Source organism: Peribacillus sp. B2I2 (assembly GCF_041261685.1).
GTDB lineage: Bacteria > Bacillota > Bacilli > Bacillales > DSM-1321 > Peribacillus.
Window position 1 is genome coordinate 2082267 of the sequence record NZ_JBGCCB010000001.1, and the last position, 18164, is coordinate 2100430.

Consider the following 18164-nt stretch of genomic DNA (forward strand, 5'->3'; position numbering starts at 1 on the left):
CTCAGAATCTTAAGGAGGAAGCCCTACTATGAATTTTAAAATGCAAGACAAACAAAATCAACTAATAGAAAGAATTTCCGATACACACCTTATTGTTGGTGTGGATATCGCTCAATAACTACACGTTGCAAGAGCAGTTAACTTCCGTGGAATTGTAGTTGGAGACCCTCTTACATTTGAAAATAATGAAGAGGGGTTCCTTAAACTATTAAAATGGATTCATGATTTAAAAAGATTAAAAAACTTAGATGCTGCAATAGTAGGTATGGAGCCTACAGGCCATTACTGGATTAACCTTTCAAAATGGTTATATAACCAAAACATTGAGGTTGTAACAGTCAATCCCCACTTAGTAAAAAGGAATAAAGAGAATCGTGATAATACCCAATCTAAGAGTGATAAAAAAGATGCGCTCGTTATCGCGGATATGGTCAAAAACGGCTACTATTCCTTTATTCGCCAATCATCAGAATCTTTTGAGAAGCTTAGAGTTCTAATGTCTAATCGTGATGTGATTGTTAAACGTCTCGTGATGTCTATTAATCAAGTAAATCGATGGGTGGATGTGGTCTTTCCTGAACTCAGACAAGTGTTTAAAGATGTAACGTGCAAAGGGGCGATCGCAACCCTTCGTTTATTTCCTACACCGGATGAAATATCTTCACTAGAAACACTAGATGTCATGAGGGGTTGGAAGTCTTTAATGAAACGACAACCAGGACCCAAGAAGGCTCAATTACTAATCAATCTAGCAAAATCCTCTATTGGGACCGGACAAGCTCTTGATGCTTATAAATTCCATTTAGAACAATTATTAGAGGAATATGACCTCGCTGTCAAACAACTCGAAAGAGTTGAACAACAAGTTAAAGAAGTTCTCTACAAAATCCCATTTGCAAAAAAACTACTTATGATTAAAGGAATAAGTGAAATTTCATTAGCCGGGATACTGGGTGAATCAGGAGATCTAAGTGGTTTCTCTCACGGAAACTCTCTATTACGGCATGCGGGATTACATCTAGCTGAAGCAAGTTCAGGCAAATGGAAAGGTCAGATTGTCATTTCAAAGCGTGGAAGGTCAAGACTACGACGATTCCTCTACTTAGCAACTATGAGCCTTGTGATGAATAACCCTGAGTTTAAGGCCGTCCATTCCCATAATGTGAAGGTAAAGAAGATAAAGAAAATGAAATCAATCATGAAACTCATAGGTAAACTAGCAAGGATTTTTGTAGGAATAGCACGACGAAACGAGTCTTATTGTCCAAATAAAGTCCAAGTATTGATCCCATTAGCAGCATAGAAATAAAACATTAGTTATATAGAATGTATCATTCAAAATAGTTAACTTTAATTTTGAATGTTGTCTTATTCGTAGGATTTCAAATATGTACGAGTACCAGGTTTCTTAAACAAAAGGGCACTGTGACCCATCAGGTTAGCATAACTGGCCTCCACCCCTTGGATAGGCATGACGATGGAATGAGAGGGCAATTGACCCGTTGAGACATGGGAGGGAAAGCCTCCAGGGGCGGCGTGGAGATGTACATTATATGGTAAAATGTGGAGTGGTAGCTGACTCCTTTATTTAACTATGCCTTCACGAAGCCTAACTTATCTGAACTCAATTCATTTACCCGTAAGTCTAATTACAGGGGGTATGAAATCCTGCGAATAAGTGAGCATTCGAGAGATATTCGCATCAAACTGAGGGAGTTGAAGAAGACGACGGGGAAATGAAGCATAAATAAAAAATAGTCAATTTAAGAAATGAGTGATGATGAAGTTGGATTTTAATGAATTGTTGCAATGGAAAGGATATATTTATTTGGAAGAAATATTAGAATCCAAAGAAAATTCATTACGAATGCTTATTAATAGAAGCAGCCTCAATAATGATTTACCTATGGTGCAATTTGAATTTGAATCATATATTTCATATTCTGTTATCGATGAATGTTTTTCATATTCTATAGATAATTCTGAAATATCAAAAGGAAAGCTATTTCGAATCTATACCAAGTCAAGGTACTTGGATTTCATAAAACTAGCCACGAATGAACGAGAAGATATATGTCTCTCTGAAAATTACGTTCATTATCAGTTTCCCTGCTTAAATCACACGATTGATGTTATTTCTTGTGAAGTACCAAAAATAACTGAGGTAATAGGTTAAAACTAAGTTATTGGAATCCATTTCTTGCTGATCTAACGGGTGCGTTAGCTGAAGATCAAAGCTGTCATTAAGGCAGCTTTTTATTTATGGAACTCCCATGAAAATTAAAAAAGCACAAAATCTAGAAAAAACCACAACAAAATAGACCCAGTAAAAACGCATTTAAAAAAAGGCTGAGCCTTATGAGTGATCTGATTGAGTTTGGTAAATCGTTAAACAAAAACCTCCAATCATACTTAAATTAGGTAGAGGCTAGCGCGACGACCAAAAAAGGATTAATCTCCCATGAGTGCTACCCATAAAGGGCGCGACAGTCGGTGGTACACCGTGGTCGTCGGAGTCAGACTAACGGATGGGCTCAAAGGCACCATAGTTCAACGACCTTCTTCGCCAGCCATTAAAACATTATCGACATAGAGACCAATTTTCATTCTCTGTGGTGAAGCGCTGATTTTTGCGCTTCATGGATGGCTAACGGGGCAGGATAATTCAGTAACGTTGCATAAGACATATAGCGAACAAATAAAAAAAGACAGTGTACCACGCTGCCTCTTTTTGTATGGGTTAAAGAAAACGAAGAATTATTTCATCTTATCTAGTGAAATTATTCTATGTTTTAATTCTGAATTCATATCTAAAACACCTATCACAATTTGATTATCTTCCGTCACTGTTATGTATCTGAAATAATCATCATCAGAAATCAACAAATCGGTGTCATTCGTCGTTTTTTCCATTTTAGCAAATACATCTACTGTGTACTCAAGGTGAAAAAAATCATCCAATCCCTTGCTTGAGTTACCTACCCAGGTATACAGAAAATTTTTCAGTGTGATTTGTTCAACCACCGATAATTGTTTCTTGAATTTTAACTTATCTACTGTTACGCTTATCATCTTTCTTCACTCCTTAACGAGTATTAATTATATACATTGAAGTCTTCTACAACAATGCTATTAGCGTAACAATCCGTTTACAGTTTAGTTACTATACTAAAGGGGCAGGTTTGTTGAAGAAGAATGTCCATATTCTACCTAAAGGCTATATGATTGTTTTTTGATAAAATGATGTGAATTACAGCCTTTTAGGAGGAGAAGGATTGGATGCTTTGGTTGTTGGATTATTGTTTATAATTCCAGGAATAATCTTTTTCATATTTGTTTTGTTAAAATATACGGAAGAGGAACATCTGAAGGAAGTTAAGAAGTGGAAATGGATAAGAAATGTTTATCCTTAGAGCAACGATCTTTTAGAAAACAGCCTAAAAAAAGGTGTAAACGGTTCCTTCAAACTAAACGAAGGTGTATAGGAATGTAGTTAATTGTCGAAATAATCTAATATCATCAGAGGTTGCTATAGGTTATTATTAAATAAACTGGTAATTTATCGCATATAAAATGGTCGTCTGTTTAAACAACAAGGCTCAACTGAATGCAGCCGCTGGAGGGATTTGAGTGAGTATAGCTATCGAAGTAAAGCCGTCATTCCTATGTGCTAATTTAGAAGATGGAGTATTAATAGAAAAAGTCCGACAAGGAAATATGGAGGCATTAGAAGTTCTCTTGAAGAAATACCAATCATTTGTAAAGGTTAAGGCTAACAAGTACTTCCTAATTGGGGCAGATAAAGAAGATATTATCCAAGAGGGGATGATAGGATTGTTCAAAGCCATTAGGGATTATAATGGCGAGAAACAATCTTATTTTAAAGCGTTTGCAGAACTATGTATCACGAGGCAAATTATTACAGCCATCAAGGCAGCTACTCGTCAAAAACATACTCCGTTAAATTCTTCTATTTCGCTTGATATGCCTATATATGAAGAAAATCCGGGCCATACTCTTATGGAAGTAACGACAGACACCGTTATTTCTGATCCCGTTGCGATATTGATTGATAAAGAATCTGCTGATGATTTGGAATTAAAATTATCTGAGGTTCTAAGTCCGTTAGAAAAGAAGGTTTTGGCTTTTTACTTAGAGGACCTTACCTATATAGAAATGTCTAATAAATTAAATACTCACGCCAAGTCTATAGATAATGCGTTGCAGAGAGTGAAGAGAAAATTGGAGAGTTTATTGGAACTTAGAAATAGCCAAGCAATAGAAGGTCACCTTCGATAGATAAAAGAGTCGTCTTTTTTTAACGTCTTTTACAAATGGTACAGTTTATTTTACTGGTTGACCTTTTTTTAATAGAATCTATTATATCAGTTGCCAGGGTAGGACGTACGGGTGCGTGGGGCTTGATCCCGTGAACTAAACTGTCCGCCCCCTACTTGTAGAAACATGTTTGAGGCTGGTTGGGACGCAGATCTCGTATAACAAGCGAAGCTATGACACTACATGGAGGACTAGGGGTACTGGTTAATAAGTAGAGGAGGTAAAGATAATGAATCCAGTTGTTGGTCTGGATGTGGCAAAAGGAGAGAGTCAAGTTCAGGCATTCTTAGATCAATCTAAACCGTATGGGAAGAGCTTTTCAATGAAGCATATCAAAGAGGAGTTAGAGCATTTTTTAGAATTTCTAAAAGAAATTGAAGGTGTGCCTTTCGGGCGACCGAAAGCTCAAGTAACGGAAGAGTTTAAAGAAGTCTATGATTTATGGAAAGCAGGAGAGATGACAGCTGTTAAAGCCATGTCGGAATTAGGGGTTAAAAAGACGTCTTTTTATAAACTAGTTAAAGAGTATGAAAATGACTTTAAAAAGATTATTTTATAATAGAAGAAAATCGTCAAAAAATTAGCCGGCCATCCCTAGATATTTCGCTTCATGGTGGATGATACCCATCCTGGGTGAATGAAGCATATACACTTTCAGCCCTCCTTTTAGAATTCGCATGAACATCAAAATAATTAACAACAAAAATCAAAAAGTGTCAAACAACGAAATCTCCAATTTAATGGAGAAGCAAAATAAAGAAGAACCGAGAAATACAACATTGGCGGATGCTTTGGAAAACTGAATTCGATAAATAAATGGAACTATTTGCATTCCTCTTTCCATGGAAATTGTCACACAGATTATGTACGCCGAATAAGCGCGTGATGTTCGAGAAAATGGAATAGAAATAAACAAGAGTTGCAGCTTGTTTTACCGAAGCAGCAACTCTTTGTTTATAAGATGGGATATAGGAAATCCCATACATTTTAACTCATTATTTTAATGGTTGTCCTTCAAATGCGTTAACATTTAAAGGTGAAGAGAGGAATTCTTTAGCTTTACCAACAAACGAGGTGAAGTGCTCACTTGAATTATGGCTTTCAACCGCTAGATGATCTTGCCAAACTTCAACCATTGTAAATTCATTGTCTTTTTCTGTAGCTTTGTGAAGAGTGTAAGAAACATTTCCACTTTCCGCTCTTGAAGCTACGATTAGCGGTTGAATCTCCTCTAGAAATGCATCTTGTTTTGCTGGATTAATATTGAATACGGCATGAATGATAATCATTAAACGTCATCCTCTCTTTTGATAAGCATTAATAAACTTAATATATAATTATAGTAAAAATAACATACTCGGTTGAAATTTAATGAATGGATTCTTTATTACATTACTTCCATTGTGCGACTTTATCAATTGGAAGACGAACTGATTGATGGCCATTATCTGCTGCTTTACCGATTGAAATTAGCATAACTGGTACGTATCGATCTTTATCTAATCCAAAAGCTTCTGCGATTTGGTCTTTTTCATAGCCACCGATTGGATTTGTATCATAGCCATAAGCACGAGCCGCAAGCATTAGTTGCATGGATACAAGACCACCATCAACTAGAACGACCTCTTTCATTTCTTCACTAGTGATTTTTTCGAAATATCCAGCAAATGAGGCTAATATGTTTTCTTTTACTTCTAAAGGCATAAGCCCTAAATCTACAGCTTTACCGTAGATTTCTTCGCCGTTATCAAAATTGTTCATATCACCAAATACGGCAATTACTGCGGAAGATGTTTCGACTTGATTTTGATTAAAGCGAGCAAGAGGTGCAAGTGTTGCTTTTCCCTCAGGACTATCAATTACAAGGAAGCGCCATGGTTGCATATTAACTGAAGAAGGAGCAAGTGTCGCTAAGGTAAGTATTTCCTCCATTTCTTCCCTACTGATTTTTACGGATTTGTCGTAATTTTTTATGGAGCGGCGTCCAGTGACAATTTCTTTGAAATCATTTGTTAATTGTGCTGTAGTAGTCATAGTTGTTAGTCTCCTCTTTTTAACTTTAGTAGTTTAATTTATAGTTATTCTCATTTCAAATTGTAACGAATCAAGTGTTAGACTTGGCTTATATTTTTTTGAATGCGTGTCAGCATATCTGTTAACTCTTGACGTTCTTCTTCTTTAAAATCTTTAAGCATCAAAGTGACAAAACGAGCCTTTTCAGCTTGGTAGAGAATAATTTGTTTGCGACCATGATCTGAAAGACAGACAAGAGTAAATCGATTATCCTCCGGATCTTTGCGTCTTAAAATCATCCCAGTCGCTTCAAGTTGTTTTAAATGCCGGGTAATCGCTGCACCGTCAATGTTAACCTCTTTTTGAAGTGCTGTTTGACTAATTTCATCAACTTGATAAAGCTGATATAAGATATCATGTCTTGATTGACTAATGCCGGTACAACTTTCAAATTTTGAACTTATCTGTTTGTTAAGGCAGTTCATTATATATAAAATAAAAGATTCATTAGAACATGAATTCGTCAAGAAACACCCTCTTTTCATACGTTAGACAAAATAATTGATAGCTCAATAGTTGATGTGTCAATTAATATACTATACCCTAAATAATAAAGCAAGTATTTTAGTACTGCAACTTTTGCTTAAATATGATCTAGACCAAAATGTTGCTCTATCTCCTTTTTGATTAGGCAATCTTTTCAAGAAAGCTCAGTAAACCTTTGGAGCTTTTAGCCAAGGTATAAGTATAATAAAACTGCCCTTAAATAAAGTGGAAAAGTTCATCTGATAGTCGTAGACCAAGACTATTCTTCGATTTATGTGCCATAATACAGAAAGTGAAGGAGCGAATGCTCCATCCTTTTCTGTATGCTACTTCAATCAATTAAATTTCATTGAGTATGATGCCTGTAAATGATATTCAAGTTCTTTGTAAGTTATGGTGTGGAGATTTAAATCTAATGGTGTAAGTGCACTGAATGGGCTCCTATCATCAATAAATCCAGCTAGACATAAAACAGAAGGGTTAAGTTTAGAACCATACTTTTCACATCTCATCATACATAAGGGAACACATGGGGATAAAGTATTCGTACCAATAGAATTAAAGAGAATTTGGAATCGTTTATAGCAATGAAAAAAAGCAACCGTTTGGATATAAAACGGTTGCTTTTTTATAAACTGTGGTCTAGGAGTATTATAATAGTCCTTTCGGGATTCCTTCGCAGGATGCAATAATGAAGATGAATTGAATTTACAGGTCCAAGTACGGAAGTTCAACATTTGTGGTTTGCTATGTTTACTATGCTCAATATAAGGTTACAGAAAAGTGAGCTCATTTTAGTTTACATAATACTGATTATTAACAGTCAGTCCAGTTTCTTTCCTTCCTTGAAGTGGAAAACAAAGGGGATATATGTTATGTTTGGGTCTATAGTATATTTATAAAATTGAGGTGTCTAAATGAATAAAACTGAATTAGTGAAAGCTGTATCAACACAAGCTGAACTGACACAAAAAGATGCTGCAAAAGCAGTTGATGCGTTATTTAAAACGATTTCTAACACCCTTGCTAAGGAAGAAAAAATCCAATTAATTGGATTTGGTACGTTTGAAGTACGTGAACGTGCAGCAAGAACTGGCCGAAACCCACAAACTGGTGAAGAAATAAGCATTGCTGCTTCTAAAGTTCCAGCTTTTAAACCAGGTAAGGAATTAAAAGAAGCCGTTAAATAAATATATATATTTATAATAGTGTGAAAATACTCTGGAGATGAGTCTCCAGAGTATTTTCTATTTAAACGTTGGTTATTGAGATAGTAGAAAGCTAGGGCAGCATACCGACAATCTACACCAGTAACTTGATGGATAGACTTACACCCTGCAATGGGAAAAGAGTTTTTAGGCGTGTGGATTTGAAATAAAGTCGAAGATTTTACAGCAGAAAATTGAGGTGGGAAAATAGCGAGAGGACTAAAACATCAAATGCTATTGCAAGATTTTATAAAGCTAAAAGTAACGGAACAAATTAGGATATATATTTAGAGGTTTCTTTATCGATGTTAAAGCAATATCCTACCTCAGAGGCGATATTAACAGCCGGAGAAAGTAAACTAGCAGAGAGAGTTATGGAGTTCTGTCCTAGCCGATCTGGTCACTGGGCGTGGGGGAAAGCCAAAAACTAATGGAATCAGCATCTAGAAAATCCATTCCAAAAAAACGTGTATGAAAGTCACGTAATCATTCTTTGTATGTATATGGAGTTGCTTTTTCATTATCAGGGAAACCTTTCTGATTTAGAAGATCGAATAGTGGCCCTGGCAAATGAACTGGAAGAATATAAGATCATCCAATCGATTCCCGGTATCGGAGAAAAAATCGCAGACACGATTATCTCTGAAATTGGTGAAACCGATCGGTTTAATCATCCGAAAAAACTGGTTGCCTTCGCTGGAGTAGATCCAAGTGTTCACTCATTGGGTAAGTTTACCGCAACCATTAAAAAAGAGGTTCGAGCAGACTACGTCATTCTCTGTATCTTGCCGTACTATGCGGCATAAGAAGTTCAAGGAACAAAAAGCTTAAAGCATTCTATGATAAGAAAAAAACAGAAGGAAAACCTGCCAAAGTGTCAATCGTTGCCTGTATGAATAAGTTGCTTCATTGGATTTACGCTCTATTAAAGAGAAAAGAAAACATTCCTAGATTTAGCCTAATTAACGGTTTTGTGAAACGGAGGAAAATCCTTTCAAAAGGGTTTTGGAGGGTTATTTGGCATGGTCAAAAATAGTATATCATAAGGGAAATGGAAATTTTAGAGAAAGATATTGACATCATATTAGCTGGTTTAGTTGAGATTCGGAGCTGCCATTTGTTGGCTTTTTTACTTAATGAACTAAATGGGCAGGTTAATGGAGTAACAAAACAGGATATTGGGAAAATTATGGAAGGTTTAATTTATGAAAAAGGAGGAAGTATTTGGTACACCCAAAAACAGCAGAGCAAGCTTATATAGCTATTCAGGAGTATATAGACTTCTACAATACCGATCGCTTCCAAGAAAGATTTAACGGCCTTTCCCCGATTGAATACCAGGAAAAGGCCGCAGCTTGAACTACTCTTTTTTTTTTATTGTCTACTTGACAGGGTTGTGTGCAGACGTTTTCTTTTTTATTTAACAAACCATTCTACTGATAGGAAGATATTAAATTTATCCCTTTTTTAATAATGAATTGGAATTCTGTAATTCACTTAATCCTTGTCTGTAATTCCTCTTATGAGTAACTTGTTAAACACTCCAGCCGAAGGTAGAACAAATTGTGCAAGTTTATTTTTCTTTTGGATAGAAATATTTAGAAAATGACTATTTTCTTTTGTAAAATCCTTATTCTAAATTTATGCCGTTATGATAAATGATTCGATATAAAAATGAATTTTTTTCAATTTCAATCACTGTCTAAGGGTCAATCGTCAGTCACTTCTTAGATTAAGGAGTGTTTTTTTTCTGTTAAATAGCTTCAAGGTCGAGTATGAACAGAAATAACCTCAACCCCAAGGTCTTCCAATGATTTTTTAAAGGAAGGGTGGAGTCGATCATCCACAATAAATTTGTCAATTTCATGCAAGTCTGCAACCTTTGCAAAAGAGACCTTTCCCATTTTGCTAGAGTCGCTTAATAGGAAAACTTGCTGTGCATTCTGGATCATCAATTTTTTTATCCTAGCTTCAATTAAATTTGGTGTTGTCAAACCTTCAGTTAAATGAACACCATTTATTGCCACAAAAGCTTTGTCCACACGGATCATTTCCAAGTTGTTTTCAGCAAATGATCCTACCGATGCAAGCGTTTCATTTCGCAGGCTTCCGCCTAAAAACAATATTTCTATACCTGCAGTGGGTTTGAAATTTCTCATAATCAGTATGGAATTGGTGACTATTGTTAACTGGGAAAACTGTTGAAGATCTTCGAGGATTGGCAGAGTAGTTGTTCCAGCATCTAAAAGAATTGTATCTCCATCGTCTATAAATTCAACAGCTTTTTTTGCAATGGCTTTTTTTTCTTGTACATATTCAACTTCTTTATCCATAATCTTTGGTTCAAAATTAACAGCTTGTAAAGAAACAGCTCCCCCATGAGTTCTTTGAATCTGGTTAGTTGTTTGAAGTTCTTTCAAATCTCTTCGAATCGTTGATTGCGATACTTTTAGAAAATCACTTAAATCTTGGACTGAGGCTCTAGAATAGTTAGTAATAAAATCAATAATTTTTAATTTTCTCTCTTCACTGTACAAAAAAATCTACCTCCATCACAGTGTACATCGTAATTGTACACGATTAAGCAGAGCAATACATTATTTTTAAAAGAATTCTAAATTTTTAGAAAACATTGACAATTACTTAAGATTCTCATAAAATGGTCATATATAATCATAGTTGGTCAAAAAAAATCATAAATGATCAATTATGAAAGCGATTCCAAATGTATAGTGGGGAGGTGATACATTTTTTAACTAAGAATCTAACTCAATAACAGGCGAAATTCAAAAAACAGGAGGATTTTATGAAAACTTATCTAAAATCGTCATTTATTCTGATTATCATGTTGTTTCTGGTTGTTTTGACTGCTTGTAGCGTAATTGATACAGGATCAGATTCACAATCAAACAGTGCGAGAAGTGTTGAAAAAAATAAAAGTGACCAAAAATTAAAAATAGGGTTAACACTAGGAACGCTCTCTAATCCTTTCTTTGTTTCTATGTCAAAAGGAGCGAAGGAAGCGACAAAAGAAATGGGGGCTGAGTTAATTACGGTGAGTGCAGACTATGATTTGGCGAAGCAAACTTCTCAAATTGAAGATTTCATTACAAAAGAAGTTGATTTAATTCTTTTAAATGCAGTCGATTCAAAAGGAATTGCTGCGGCAGTACAACAAGCCAAATCAGCGGGTATCCCGGTTATTGCAGTTGATGTAGCAGCAGAAGGCGGAGTGGACAGTGTCGTTACATCTGACAATTACCAAGCAGGCAAAATTGCAGGTGAGTATATGATCAAACAATTAAAAGGGAAAGGAAATATAGCAATAATTGAAGGACCACCGGTATCTGCAGTTACTGATCGTATAAATGGTTTTGAAGAAGCGATTAAGAAATCAGAGATTAAGGTGATTGCTAAACAAAATGGAGAAGGAAATAGAGAAAAAGCGTTATCTGCAACAGAAAATATCTTGCAAGCACATTCGAAAGGCTCTATTGATGCAATTTTTGCTATTAATGATCCTGAAGCACTTGGAGTAAAGATTGCTCAAGAACAAGCAGAACGTGAGAAGGAATTTTTTATAGTGGGTGTAGATGGTGCTCCAGAAGCAGTCGAAGCTTTAAAAGAGAAAAAAAGTTTTACAGCTACTTCTGCACAGCATCCAGATGAGATGATGAGAAAAGCATTGGAAATTGGGAAAAATGTGTTGGATGGAAAGAAAGTAGACAAGTTAGTCAAAGTTCCTGTTGAATTAGTTACTCAAGAGAATGTGAACAACTATAAAGGTTGGTAATGAGATGCTGAATAAGATCTTCCTTAGAAGATCTTATCTTTTTTAAGAAATTAAATCATTAAGGGGGACAATAATGTGAACAGTGTACAATTAATTGAGAATGATGTTGTTTCGGTATCTGACTCTCCCACTCCCATTCTCAAAATGAAAGGGACCAGTAAGACATTTTCAGGAGTTACTGTTTTAAAAAATATTAATCTTGAACTCTATAAGGGGGAAGTTCATGCATTAATGGGGGAGAATGGAGCAGGGAAATCTACACTTATTAAAATATTATCAGGTATCTATCAGCCTGATGCAAATGGTGGCAGCATCATATATAAGAATAATTCTGTCACTTGGAGTGGTCCAGTGGAAGCGAAGAAACAAGGAATTAGTGTGATTCACCAAGAACTGAAGCTATCTCCAAATTTGACAATAAGTGAAAATATTTTAATGGGTACTAAATTTCCTGAAAATAAATTTGGCATGGTTAAATGGGATGATGTTTATCATAAAGCAAAAGAAATTTTACATTCAATGGGATCTGAATTAAATCCCAAAACGATAGTATCCACATTAAGTGTGGCACAGCAACAAGTTGTAGAAATTGCTCGTGCTCTTTCATATAAGGCAGACGTGTTAATTATGGATGAGCCGACCGCGTCGTTAACTGATAAAGAAATTGAAAAGTTATTTGAGATAATTGAGGATTTAAAAAAGAAAGGTGTTGCTATTGTTTATATCTCTCATCGAATGGATGAAATTTTTCGAATTTCAAACAGGTATACCGTTCTAAGAGATGGCGAGTGGATAAATAGTGGACCAATCAAGGAAACAAATCCTGAGCATCTTGTAAAGTTAATGGTCGGAAGGGAATTAAACTCCCTTTTTAAGAGGCACACAAAAGTAGCTACTTCTCGTGTCGATGACACGAAGCCCGCCCTCGAAATAAATGGAATATCTGATAAAAGGGTTGTGAAAAATGTTTCGTTTAAAATATATCCTGGAGAAATTGTAGGACTTGCTGGTCTCGTAGGGGCAGGTAGAACCGAATTAATTCGAACTATCTTTGGAGCTTCTCAAAAAACAGGTGGTGAAATTCTGGTTAATGGAGAAAAAGTGAATATTACCTCTCCGAATGATGCAATCCGACATGGAATTGCCCATGTGCCGGAAAGTCGAAAGGAGCAAGGATTGTTTCTGAACATGAGTGTCAAAGAAAATATTATTATGAATGAATTAAAAAAATTTCGCAAAGCTGGTAAATTGAACTGGAAAGAAATTGGTCAAAAAGCAGATTACCTTATAAAAGAATTAGGAGTAAAGGTTTCTTCGTCTGAACAGCTTGTTGCCAATTTAAGCGGTGGAAACCAGCAAAAGGTTGTCATCGCACGGTGGCTCTCGATTGGTCCAAAGGTGCTACTTCTCGATGAACCAACTAGAGGTGTGGACATTGGGGCAAAAACAGAGATTCATAAAATTGTATCAAAGTTAGCTGAAGCTGGATTGGCAGTGTTAGTAGTTTCCTCCGAGCTGCCTGAAATTTTGGGAATTAGTGATCGAATTCTGGTAATGCATGAAGGTAAATTACAAAGGCATTTAACAAGGCAAGAAGCAACACAAGAAAAAATTATGTTTTTTGCTACAGGGGGGCAATGAAAATGAAAGCGAATACAACGGTTGTGACCACTGATAAAGCCCGATATGGAAAGGAAGCTCTACAAATTTGGAATCGCTTAGGAATGCTCATTATTTTAGTATTATTATGTGTTGTGCTGGCTTTTACTGCACCAAATTTCCTGGAGATGTCGAACTTGTTAAATGTACTTAAACAAGTGTCCATAAATGGTGTACTGGCAGCTGGAATGACGCTTGTCATTTTAACAGGCGGAATTGATTTATCTGTAGGTGCCATTGTTGCTTTATCAGGTGTTGTTTCCGTAATGATTTCCCAAGCGGGAGTACATCCGTTGGTGTCAATCTCTGCAGGACTTTTAGTGGGGGCTTTCTTTGGACTTGTAAATGGATTTTTTACAGCAAAAACTAAATTGCCAGCCTTTATTGTCACCCTTGGAAGTTTCACATATGTAAGAGGGCTTGCATACGTGATTAGCGGTGGCTACCCTATTGTTGTGGAGTCTGATTTGTTTAAATTTTTAGGAGCTGGTCGGCTGTTTTTAATCCCCACTCCTATCTATATCATGGTTATTGTGTATATTGGTATGTTCTTTGTCTTGAAATATACTATGTTTGGTCGTCATGTATACGCAATTGGTGGAAGTGAGGAAGCGGCACGTCTTACAGGTATTAAAGTAGAGCGTACTTTAATGAAAGTTTATTCGTTAAGCGGGCTATTAGCGGGTCTTGCGGGTGTTGTTCTGGCAGGTCGATTATTTTCTGGACAGCCAACAGCAGGTTTAGGGTATGAACTTGATGCTATTGCCGCAGTAATATTAGGCGGCACGAGTTTAACGGGTGGTGTTGGGAGAATACAAGGGACCATTATAGGAGTTTTAATAATGGGTGTAATAAGCAATGGACTAACGTTAATGGATGTTGGATATTACTGGCAACTCGTTGTTAAAGGCGGTGTGATCATTGCTGCTGTACTTATTGACCGATTAAGAAGCCAGTCTCAATCATTATAAAGTAAAACAAATTGCAAAGGTGTGAGGCCGTTGAAAAAAGCAATAGAAAAACTTTTAGCATGTGGTGTAATTTGTACTCTAGCATTAATCCTAGTTGTTCCGACATTTGCAGCCGATTCAAATTATTATAATGAAAGTAACCGAAATCAATTTCATTTTTCACCTGAAGCAAGTTGGATGAATGACCCGAATGGGATGGTCTATTATGATGGGGAATACCACCTTTTTTATCAAAACGATCCTTATAGTTCTAAATGGGGTCCTATGCATTGGGGACATGCGGTCAGTAAAGACTTAGTTCACTGGGAGCATTTGCCTGTTGCTCTGTATCCAGATGAAAATGGAATGATATTCTCAGGAAGCGCAGTGATTGATTATAACAATACTGCAGGATTTGGAAAAGAAGCAATGGTGGCGATTTTTACTCATGCTGATGGGTCAAAGCAAGTGCAAAGTCTTGCTTATAGCAATGATAAAGGAAGAACATGGAAAAAATATGAAGGGAACCCGGTTATGCCGAATCCTCCTATTTCAGATTGGCGGGATCCAAAGGTTTTTTGGCATGATCAATCAAAAAAGTGGGTGATGACGCTTGCAGCGAAAAACGATGTTATGATTTACACTTCACCCAATTTAAAGGACTGGAGCTACGGGAGTTCATTTGGTGTTGATCCTACATCGGTGCAAGCCACAAGCCTAGATAAGGATGGATCAGTGTTATCCAAACAAACAGGCAGTGACTTTGTTTATGAAGCGGATATAAGTGTACGAGAAAAAAATGGTCGAAAGGGTTCCGGGGAACTGGTCTTTCGTTCTGATTCTACCTTAAAAAATGCTTATCTTGCTGGATTGGATGCCAAATCCGGGAAAGTGACTTTAAGCAAATTGGTTGATGGAAAGAAAATCGTCCTTCAGGAAAAGAAAATTAAAGTGAGGGATGAAGACTCAACTAAGTTGAGAGTGGAAACTAAAAAGGATTTCATAAAACTTTCTATAGGAAACAACCCGGTTATAAAAATAACGGATAATTCGTATGAAAGTGGGAATTTTGGCTTATATAATAGAAATGCTGTTTCTGTTTTTAGGAATGTTTTCTTTAAAAATGCGACAAACTTTAAAACAAATATCCTTAGCTGGAAAGCTATAGATGGAAAATGGGAAAGTACGTTGGAAGGGAAGGTAGGGAATTCTAAAACAAACGGTAATTACGTATCTTCACAGGTTGGTGATCAATTTGGATATAGAGCGAACGTTATACTAAATGGGAAAAGTGCGAGAGGTGGACTTCTTTTCAGAGCTGACAAAAACGGTGAAAATGGATACATTGCCCAATTGGATGCTGGGAAGGGTAAGGTTAGTCTTTTAAAAATTGAAAACGATAGACCTACTATCTTAGCTGAAAAATCCATAAGTATTGATTCAAATCAAGTGTATGATGTTTCTGTTTATACTAATGGCAGCAAGATAAAGGTATTGATAGATAATAAAGAAATCATAGAACAGGTTGATACAACGTATGAGAGCGGGCATTTTGGTTTAACTGTCAGTAATTCAAATGTAACCTTTCAAGACGTGAATAAAGAAAATTACATTGTGGCAAAGGAACAAAATATTGCTAATCCTGATTTCGAGTCAGGAAGTCTAGAGGGATGGAACGTACTTGACGGTGATGCTTTTGGGGCAGCAAATGTTACAAAAGCTACTTCTTATTGGGGTGGTTCATTCGGACAACAGAATAAATATCATTTATGGGGATATACAGCAGAAAAAGGTGATGATGCAACCGGTTCGATTCGATCTTCCTATTTTACACTGGGGGGAAGCGGCGAAATTAATTTCTTGATTGGTGGGGGATATGATAAAAACCTTTATGTAGCGCTCGTCCGCGCCTCTGATAATAAGGAATTAATTCGTGCAGAAAACACCAAGTGGGCGGAGGATGAAAAGTATCGCCGTGTGACATGGGATGCTTCAAAATATATTGGAGAGACCGTCTATATGAAAGTGGTGGACAATAAAACTGGAGGTTGGGGACACATTAATGTGGACGATTTTCATGTATACAATCAGGGGTCACTGCCTATTGTTGTTGACAATGATCCAACTAAGACTGATACACCATTCGTAGGTAAGCAAAAGGGCTTGATTAAAGAATGGGACTTTATAAATGGTGAATGGACAGAAGGGACACAAGGATCTTATAGCGGAGTGTGGGAATGTCCAGAATTAATTCAGGTGCCGGTTGAAGGGAATCCGAATAAGAAAAAGTGGGTGTTGTCTGTAAGTATAAATGATGGAGCAGCAGCCGGGGGTTCAGGAATGCAATACTTTGTGGGTGACTTTGATGGAAAAAAATTCACGAATAATAATTCGTCAGACAAGGTTCTATGGACGGATTATGGGGCAGACTTTTATGCAGGTGTGACATGGAGTAATACTGGGAATGAAGGCAACCCATTATGGTTGGGATGGATGAGTAACTGGCAATATGCGAACGACACCCCAACTTCCCCATGGAGAAGCTCAACCACTGTTCCACGTGAATTATCGTTAGTGCAGACAAAGAAGGGGTTACAATTGAAACAAACACCTGTACAACAATTATTAACCTTACGAGATAAAGGTCTTAAGTTAAGCAACCAATCTATTATCCCTGGTGAAAATCTATTGAAAAATATTAAGGGAGATACGTTAGAAATCGAAGCGGAATTTTCAGCAAATAAAGCAAGTGAAGTTGGATTTAAAGTAAGAAATGGTAATGGACAATATACGACCATTGGATACAACCCTAGCAATGAAACAGTGTTTATTGACCGAACCCATTCAGGATATGATTTTGGTCCAAATGTTAAAAAAATACATGAAGCCCCCGTACAAAATACAAATGGAAAAGTGAAATTGAAAGTTCTTCTAGATCGTTCGTCCATCGAAGTGTTTGTTAATGAAGGGAAACAAGTGATAACTGATCAAATTTTCTCATCACCAGAGAATCAGGGTGTCGAACTTTATAGTCTTGGCGGTACTGCTCATTTACACTCTCTTGATATGTATACATTAAAAAGTATATGGGGAAGCAGTCCGATTGTTTCCAATCTATCTGGATGGACTACAATCAATGGTGAATGGGGAGACACTAGGGAAGGGAAACAAGGCCGCAGCGATGCTGACAGCTTTATAGTTGCCTCTCAAACCGCAAGTGATTTCACATACAAAACCGAGGTGAAGGTATTAAACGAGGGAGCTGGAGCTCTTTTATTCCGAGCAGATGAAAAAGCCGAAAATGGTTATATAGCTACAGTGGATGTACGTAATGATATATTGAAATTGTTTAAAATTGTAGATGGGAAGATTGAAGTTCTACAGGAAGAACATATGGTACTTAATCCTAATCAAACATACAAATTAAAAGTTACAGCAAAAGGCAGTATCATCCAAACTTATTTGGATGATAATCTGATCCTAGAAAAGTCTGATACGACTTTTAACAATGGGCGTGTAGGGTTAAATGTATGGAATTCAACTACTGTCTTTAATCATCTTTCTTTAGAGACACAAAATAAAAAATGATAAGTAAGGGCTGTTGGCATAGCCAGCAGCTCTTTTATCATGGAATATAAGCATTAGTACCGTTGATAT

General features: G+C 36.5%; 15 protein-coding genes and 5 pseudogenes. 15 read left to right on the top strand and 5 right to left on the bottom strand.

Features of this window, described 5'->3' with window-relative positions; translation table 11 throughout:
* Positions 1-28 precede the first annotated feature (28 nt).
* Both ABIE66_RS10525 and ABIE66_RS10530 read left to right on the top strand, forming a co-directional pair.
* Positions 29-1303 (top strand): annotated as a pseudogene (locus ABIE66_RS10525) (IS110 family RNA-guided transposase).
* 525 nt (positions 1304-1828) lie between these two features.
* Positions 1829-2176 carry a hypothetical protein gene (locus ABIE66_RS10530; RefSeq protein ID WP_370014647.1) on the top strand — a complete coding sequence of 116 codons (348 nt, stop codon included), beginning with the start codon at positions 1829-1831 and terminating at the stop codon, positions 2174-2176.
* Between the two features lie 581 nt (positions 2177-2757).
* On the opposite strand, the gene ABIE66_RS10535 is transcribed toward ABIE66_RS10530, so the two are convergent.
* Entirely contained in the window at positions 2758-3072 is a 315-nt protein-coding gene (locus ABIE66_RS10535) for a hypothetical protein (RefSeq protein WP_370014648.1), read from the bottom strand.
* Positions 3073-3275: 203 nt separating this feature from the next.
* Here ABIE66_RS10535 and ABIE66_RS10540 point away from each other — a divergent pair, with 203 nt between their 5' ends.
* The 4 genes and pseudogenes from ABIE66_RS10540 to ABIE66_RS10555 all read left to right on the top strand — a co-directional run bounded on the left by ABIE66_RS10540 (position 3276) and on the right by ABIE66_RS10555 (position 5141).
* Positions 3276-3413, top strand: coding sequence for a hypothetical protein (locus tag ABIE66_RS10540; protein WP_289324655.1), 138 nt, complete (start codon positions 3276-3278; stop codon positions 3411-3413).
* 217 nt (positions 3414-3630) lie between these two features.
* Positions 3631-4299: an RNA polymerase sporulation sigma factor SigH gene (gene sigH / locus ABIE66_RS10545; RefSeq protein ID WP_289324656.1), complete on the top strand. Its 669-nt coding sequence runs from the start codon at positions 3631-3633 to the stop codon at positions 4297-4299.
* Between the two features lie 268 nt (positions 4300-4567).
* Positions 4568-4717, top strand: a pseudogene (locus ABIE66_RS10550) (IS110 family transposase); the annotation flags it as partial.
* A gap of 298 nt (positions 4718-5015) precedes the next feature.
* A complete protein-coding gene (locus tag ABIE66_RS10555) occupies positions 5016-5141 on the top strand; it encodes a hypothetical protein (protein WP_370014649.1) in 126 nt (41 codons plus the stop codon).
* Positions 5142-5333: 192 nt separating this feature from the next.
* Here ABIE66_RS10555 and ABIE66_RS10560 read toward each other — a convergent pair whose 3' ends face one another.
* The 3 genes from ABIE66_RS10560 to ABIE66_RS10570 all read right to left on the bottom strand — a co-directional run bounded on the left by ABIE66_RS10560 (position 5334) and on the right by ABIE66_RS10570 (position 6878).
* Complete coding sequence (locus tag ABIE66_RS10560; protein WP_289324658.1) at positions 5334-5627, bottom strand: putative quinol monooxygenase; 294 nt, start codon at positions 5625-5627, stop codon at positions 5334-5336.
* A gap of 103 nt (positions 5628-5730) precedes the next feature.
* Positions 5731-6372 (bottom strand): nitroreductase family protein, encoded by a 642-nt coding sequence (locus ABIE66_RS10565; protein WP_056529677.1) that lies wholly within the window; start codon positions 6370-6372, stop codon positions 5731-5733.
* Between the two features lie 77 nt (positions 6373-6449).
* Positions 6450-6878 carry a MarR family winged helix-turn-helix transcriptional regulator gene (locus ABIE66_RS10570; protein ID WP_056529680.1) on the bottom strand — a complete coding sequence of 143 codons (429 nt, stop codon included), beginning with the start codon at positions 6876-6878 and terminating at the stop codon, positions 6450-6452.
* A 936-nt stretch (positions 6879-7814) separates the two neighbouring features.
* Here ABIE66_RS10570 and ABIE66_RS10575 point away from each other — a divergent pair.
* The 4 genes and pseudogenes from ABIE66_RS10575 to ABIE66_RS10590 form a co-directional block, all read left to right on the top strand.
* Positions 7815-8087 carry an HU family DNA-binding protein gene (locus tag ABIE66_RS10575; RefSeq protein ID WP_370014650.1) on the top strand — a complete coding sequence of 91 codons (273 nt, stop codon included), beginning with the start codon at positions 7815-7817 and terminating at the stop codon, positions 8085-8087.
* Between the two features lie 296 nt (positions 8088-8383).
* Positions 8384-9042 (top strand): annotated as a pseudogene (locus tag ABIE66_RS10580) (transposase); the annotation flags it as partial.
* A gap of 114 nt (positions 9043-9156) precedes the next feature.
* A complete protein-coding gene (locus tag ABIE66_RS10585) occupies positions 9157-9366 on the top strand; it encodes a hypothetical protein (RefSeq protein ID WP_370014651.1) in 210 nt (69 codons plus the stop codon).
* Positions 9327-9464, top strand: a pseudogene (locus tag ABIE66_RS10590) (IS3 family transposase); the annotation flags it as partial. The gene ABIE66_RS10585 and the pseudogene ABIE66_RS10590, both read left to right, overlap by 40 nt.
* Positions 9465-9868: 404 nt before the next feature.
* On the opposite strand, the gene ABIE66_RS10595 reads toward ABIE66_RS10590, so the two are convergent.
* Positions 9869-10642 carry a DeoR/GlpR family DNA-binding transcription regulator gene (locus ABIE66_RS10595; protein ID WP_370014652.1) on the bottom strand — a complete coding sequence of 258 codons (774 nt, stop codon included), beginning with the start codon at positions 10640-10642 and terminating at the stop codon, positions 9869-9871.
* 269 nt (positions 10643-10911) lie between these two features.
* Between ABIE66_RS10595 and ABIE66_RS10600 the strand changes: the two genes are divergently transcribed.
* From ABIE66_RS10600 to ABIE66_RS29060, 5 genes and pseudogenes are all read left to right on the top strand, one after another.
* Positions 10912-11898: an ABC transporter substrate-binding protein gene (locus tag ABIE66_RS10600; protein ID WP_370014653.1), complete on the top strand. Its 987-nt coding sequence runs from the start codon at positions 10912-10914 to the stop codon at positions 11896-11898.
* A gap of 144 nt (positions 11899-12042) precedes the next feature.
* Complete coding sequence (locus ABIE66_RS10605) at positions 12043-13539, top strand: sugar ABC transporter ATP-binding protein (protein ID WP_370017017.1); 1497 nt, start codon at positions 12043-12045, stop codon at positions 13537-13539.
* Positions 13540-13541: 2 nt separating this feature from the next.
* Complete coding sequence (locus tag ABIE66_RS10610; RefSeq protein WP_285847389.1) at positions 13542-14528, top strand: ABC transporter permease; 987 nt, start codon at positions 13542-13544, stop codon at positions 14526-14528.
* Between the two features lie 69 nt (positions 14529-14597).
* Positions 14598-15194: pseudogene (locus ABIE66_RS29055) on the top strand (glycoside hydrolase family 32 protein); the annotation flags it as partial.
* A gap of 1332 nt (positions 15195-16526) precedes the next feature.
* The gene (locus ABIE66_RS29060; protein ID WP_483313984.1) at positions 16527-18095 is read left to right on the top strand and encodes a glycoside hydrolase family 32 protein; all 1569 of its coding nucleotides are present in this window, start codon (positions 16527-16529) and stop codon (positions 18093-18095) included.
* The last annotated feature ends 69 nt before the right edge of the window (positions 18096-18164 follow it).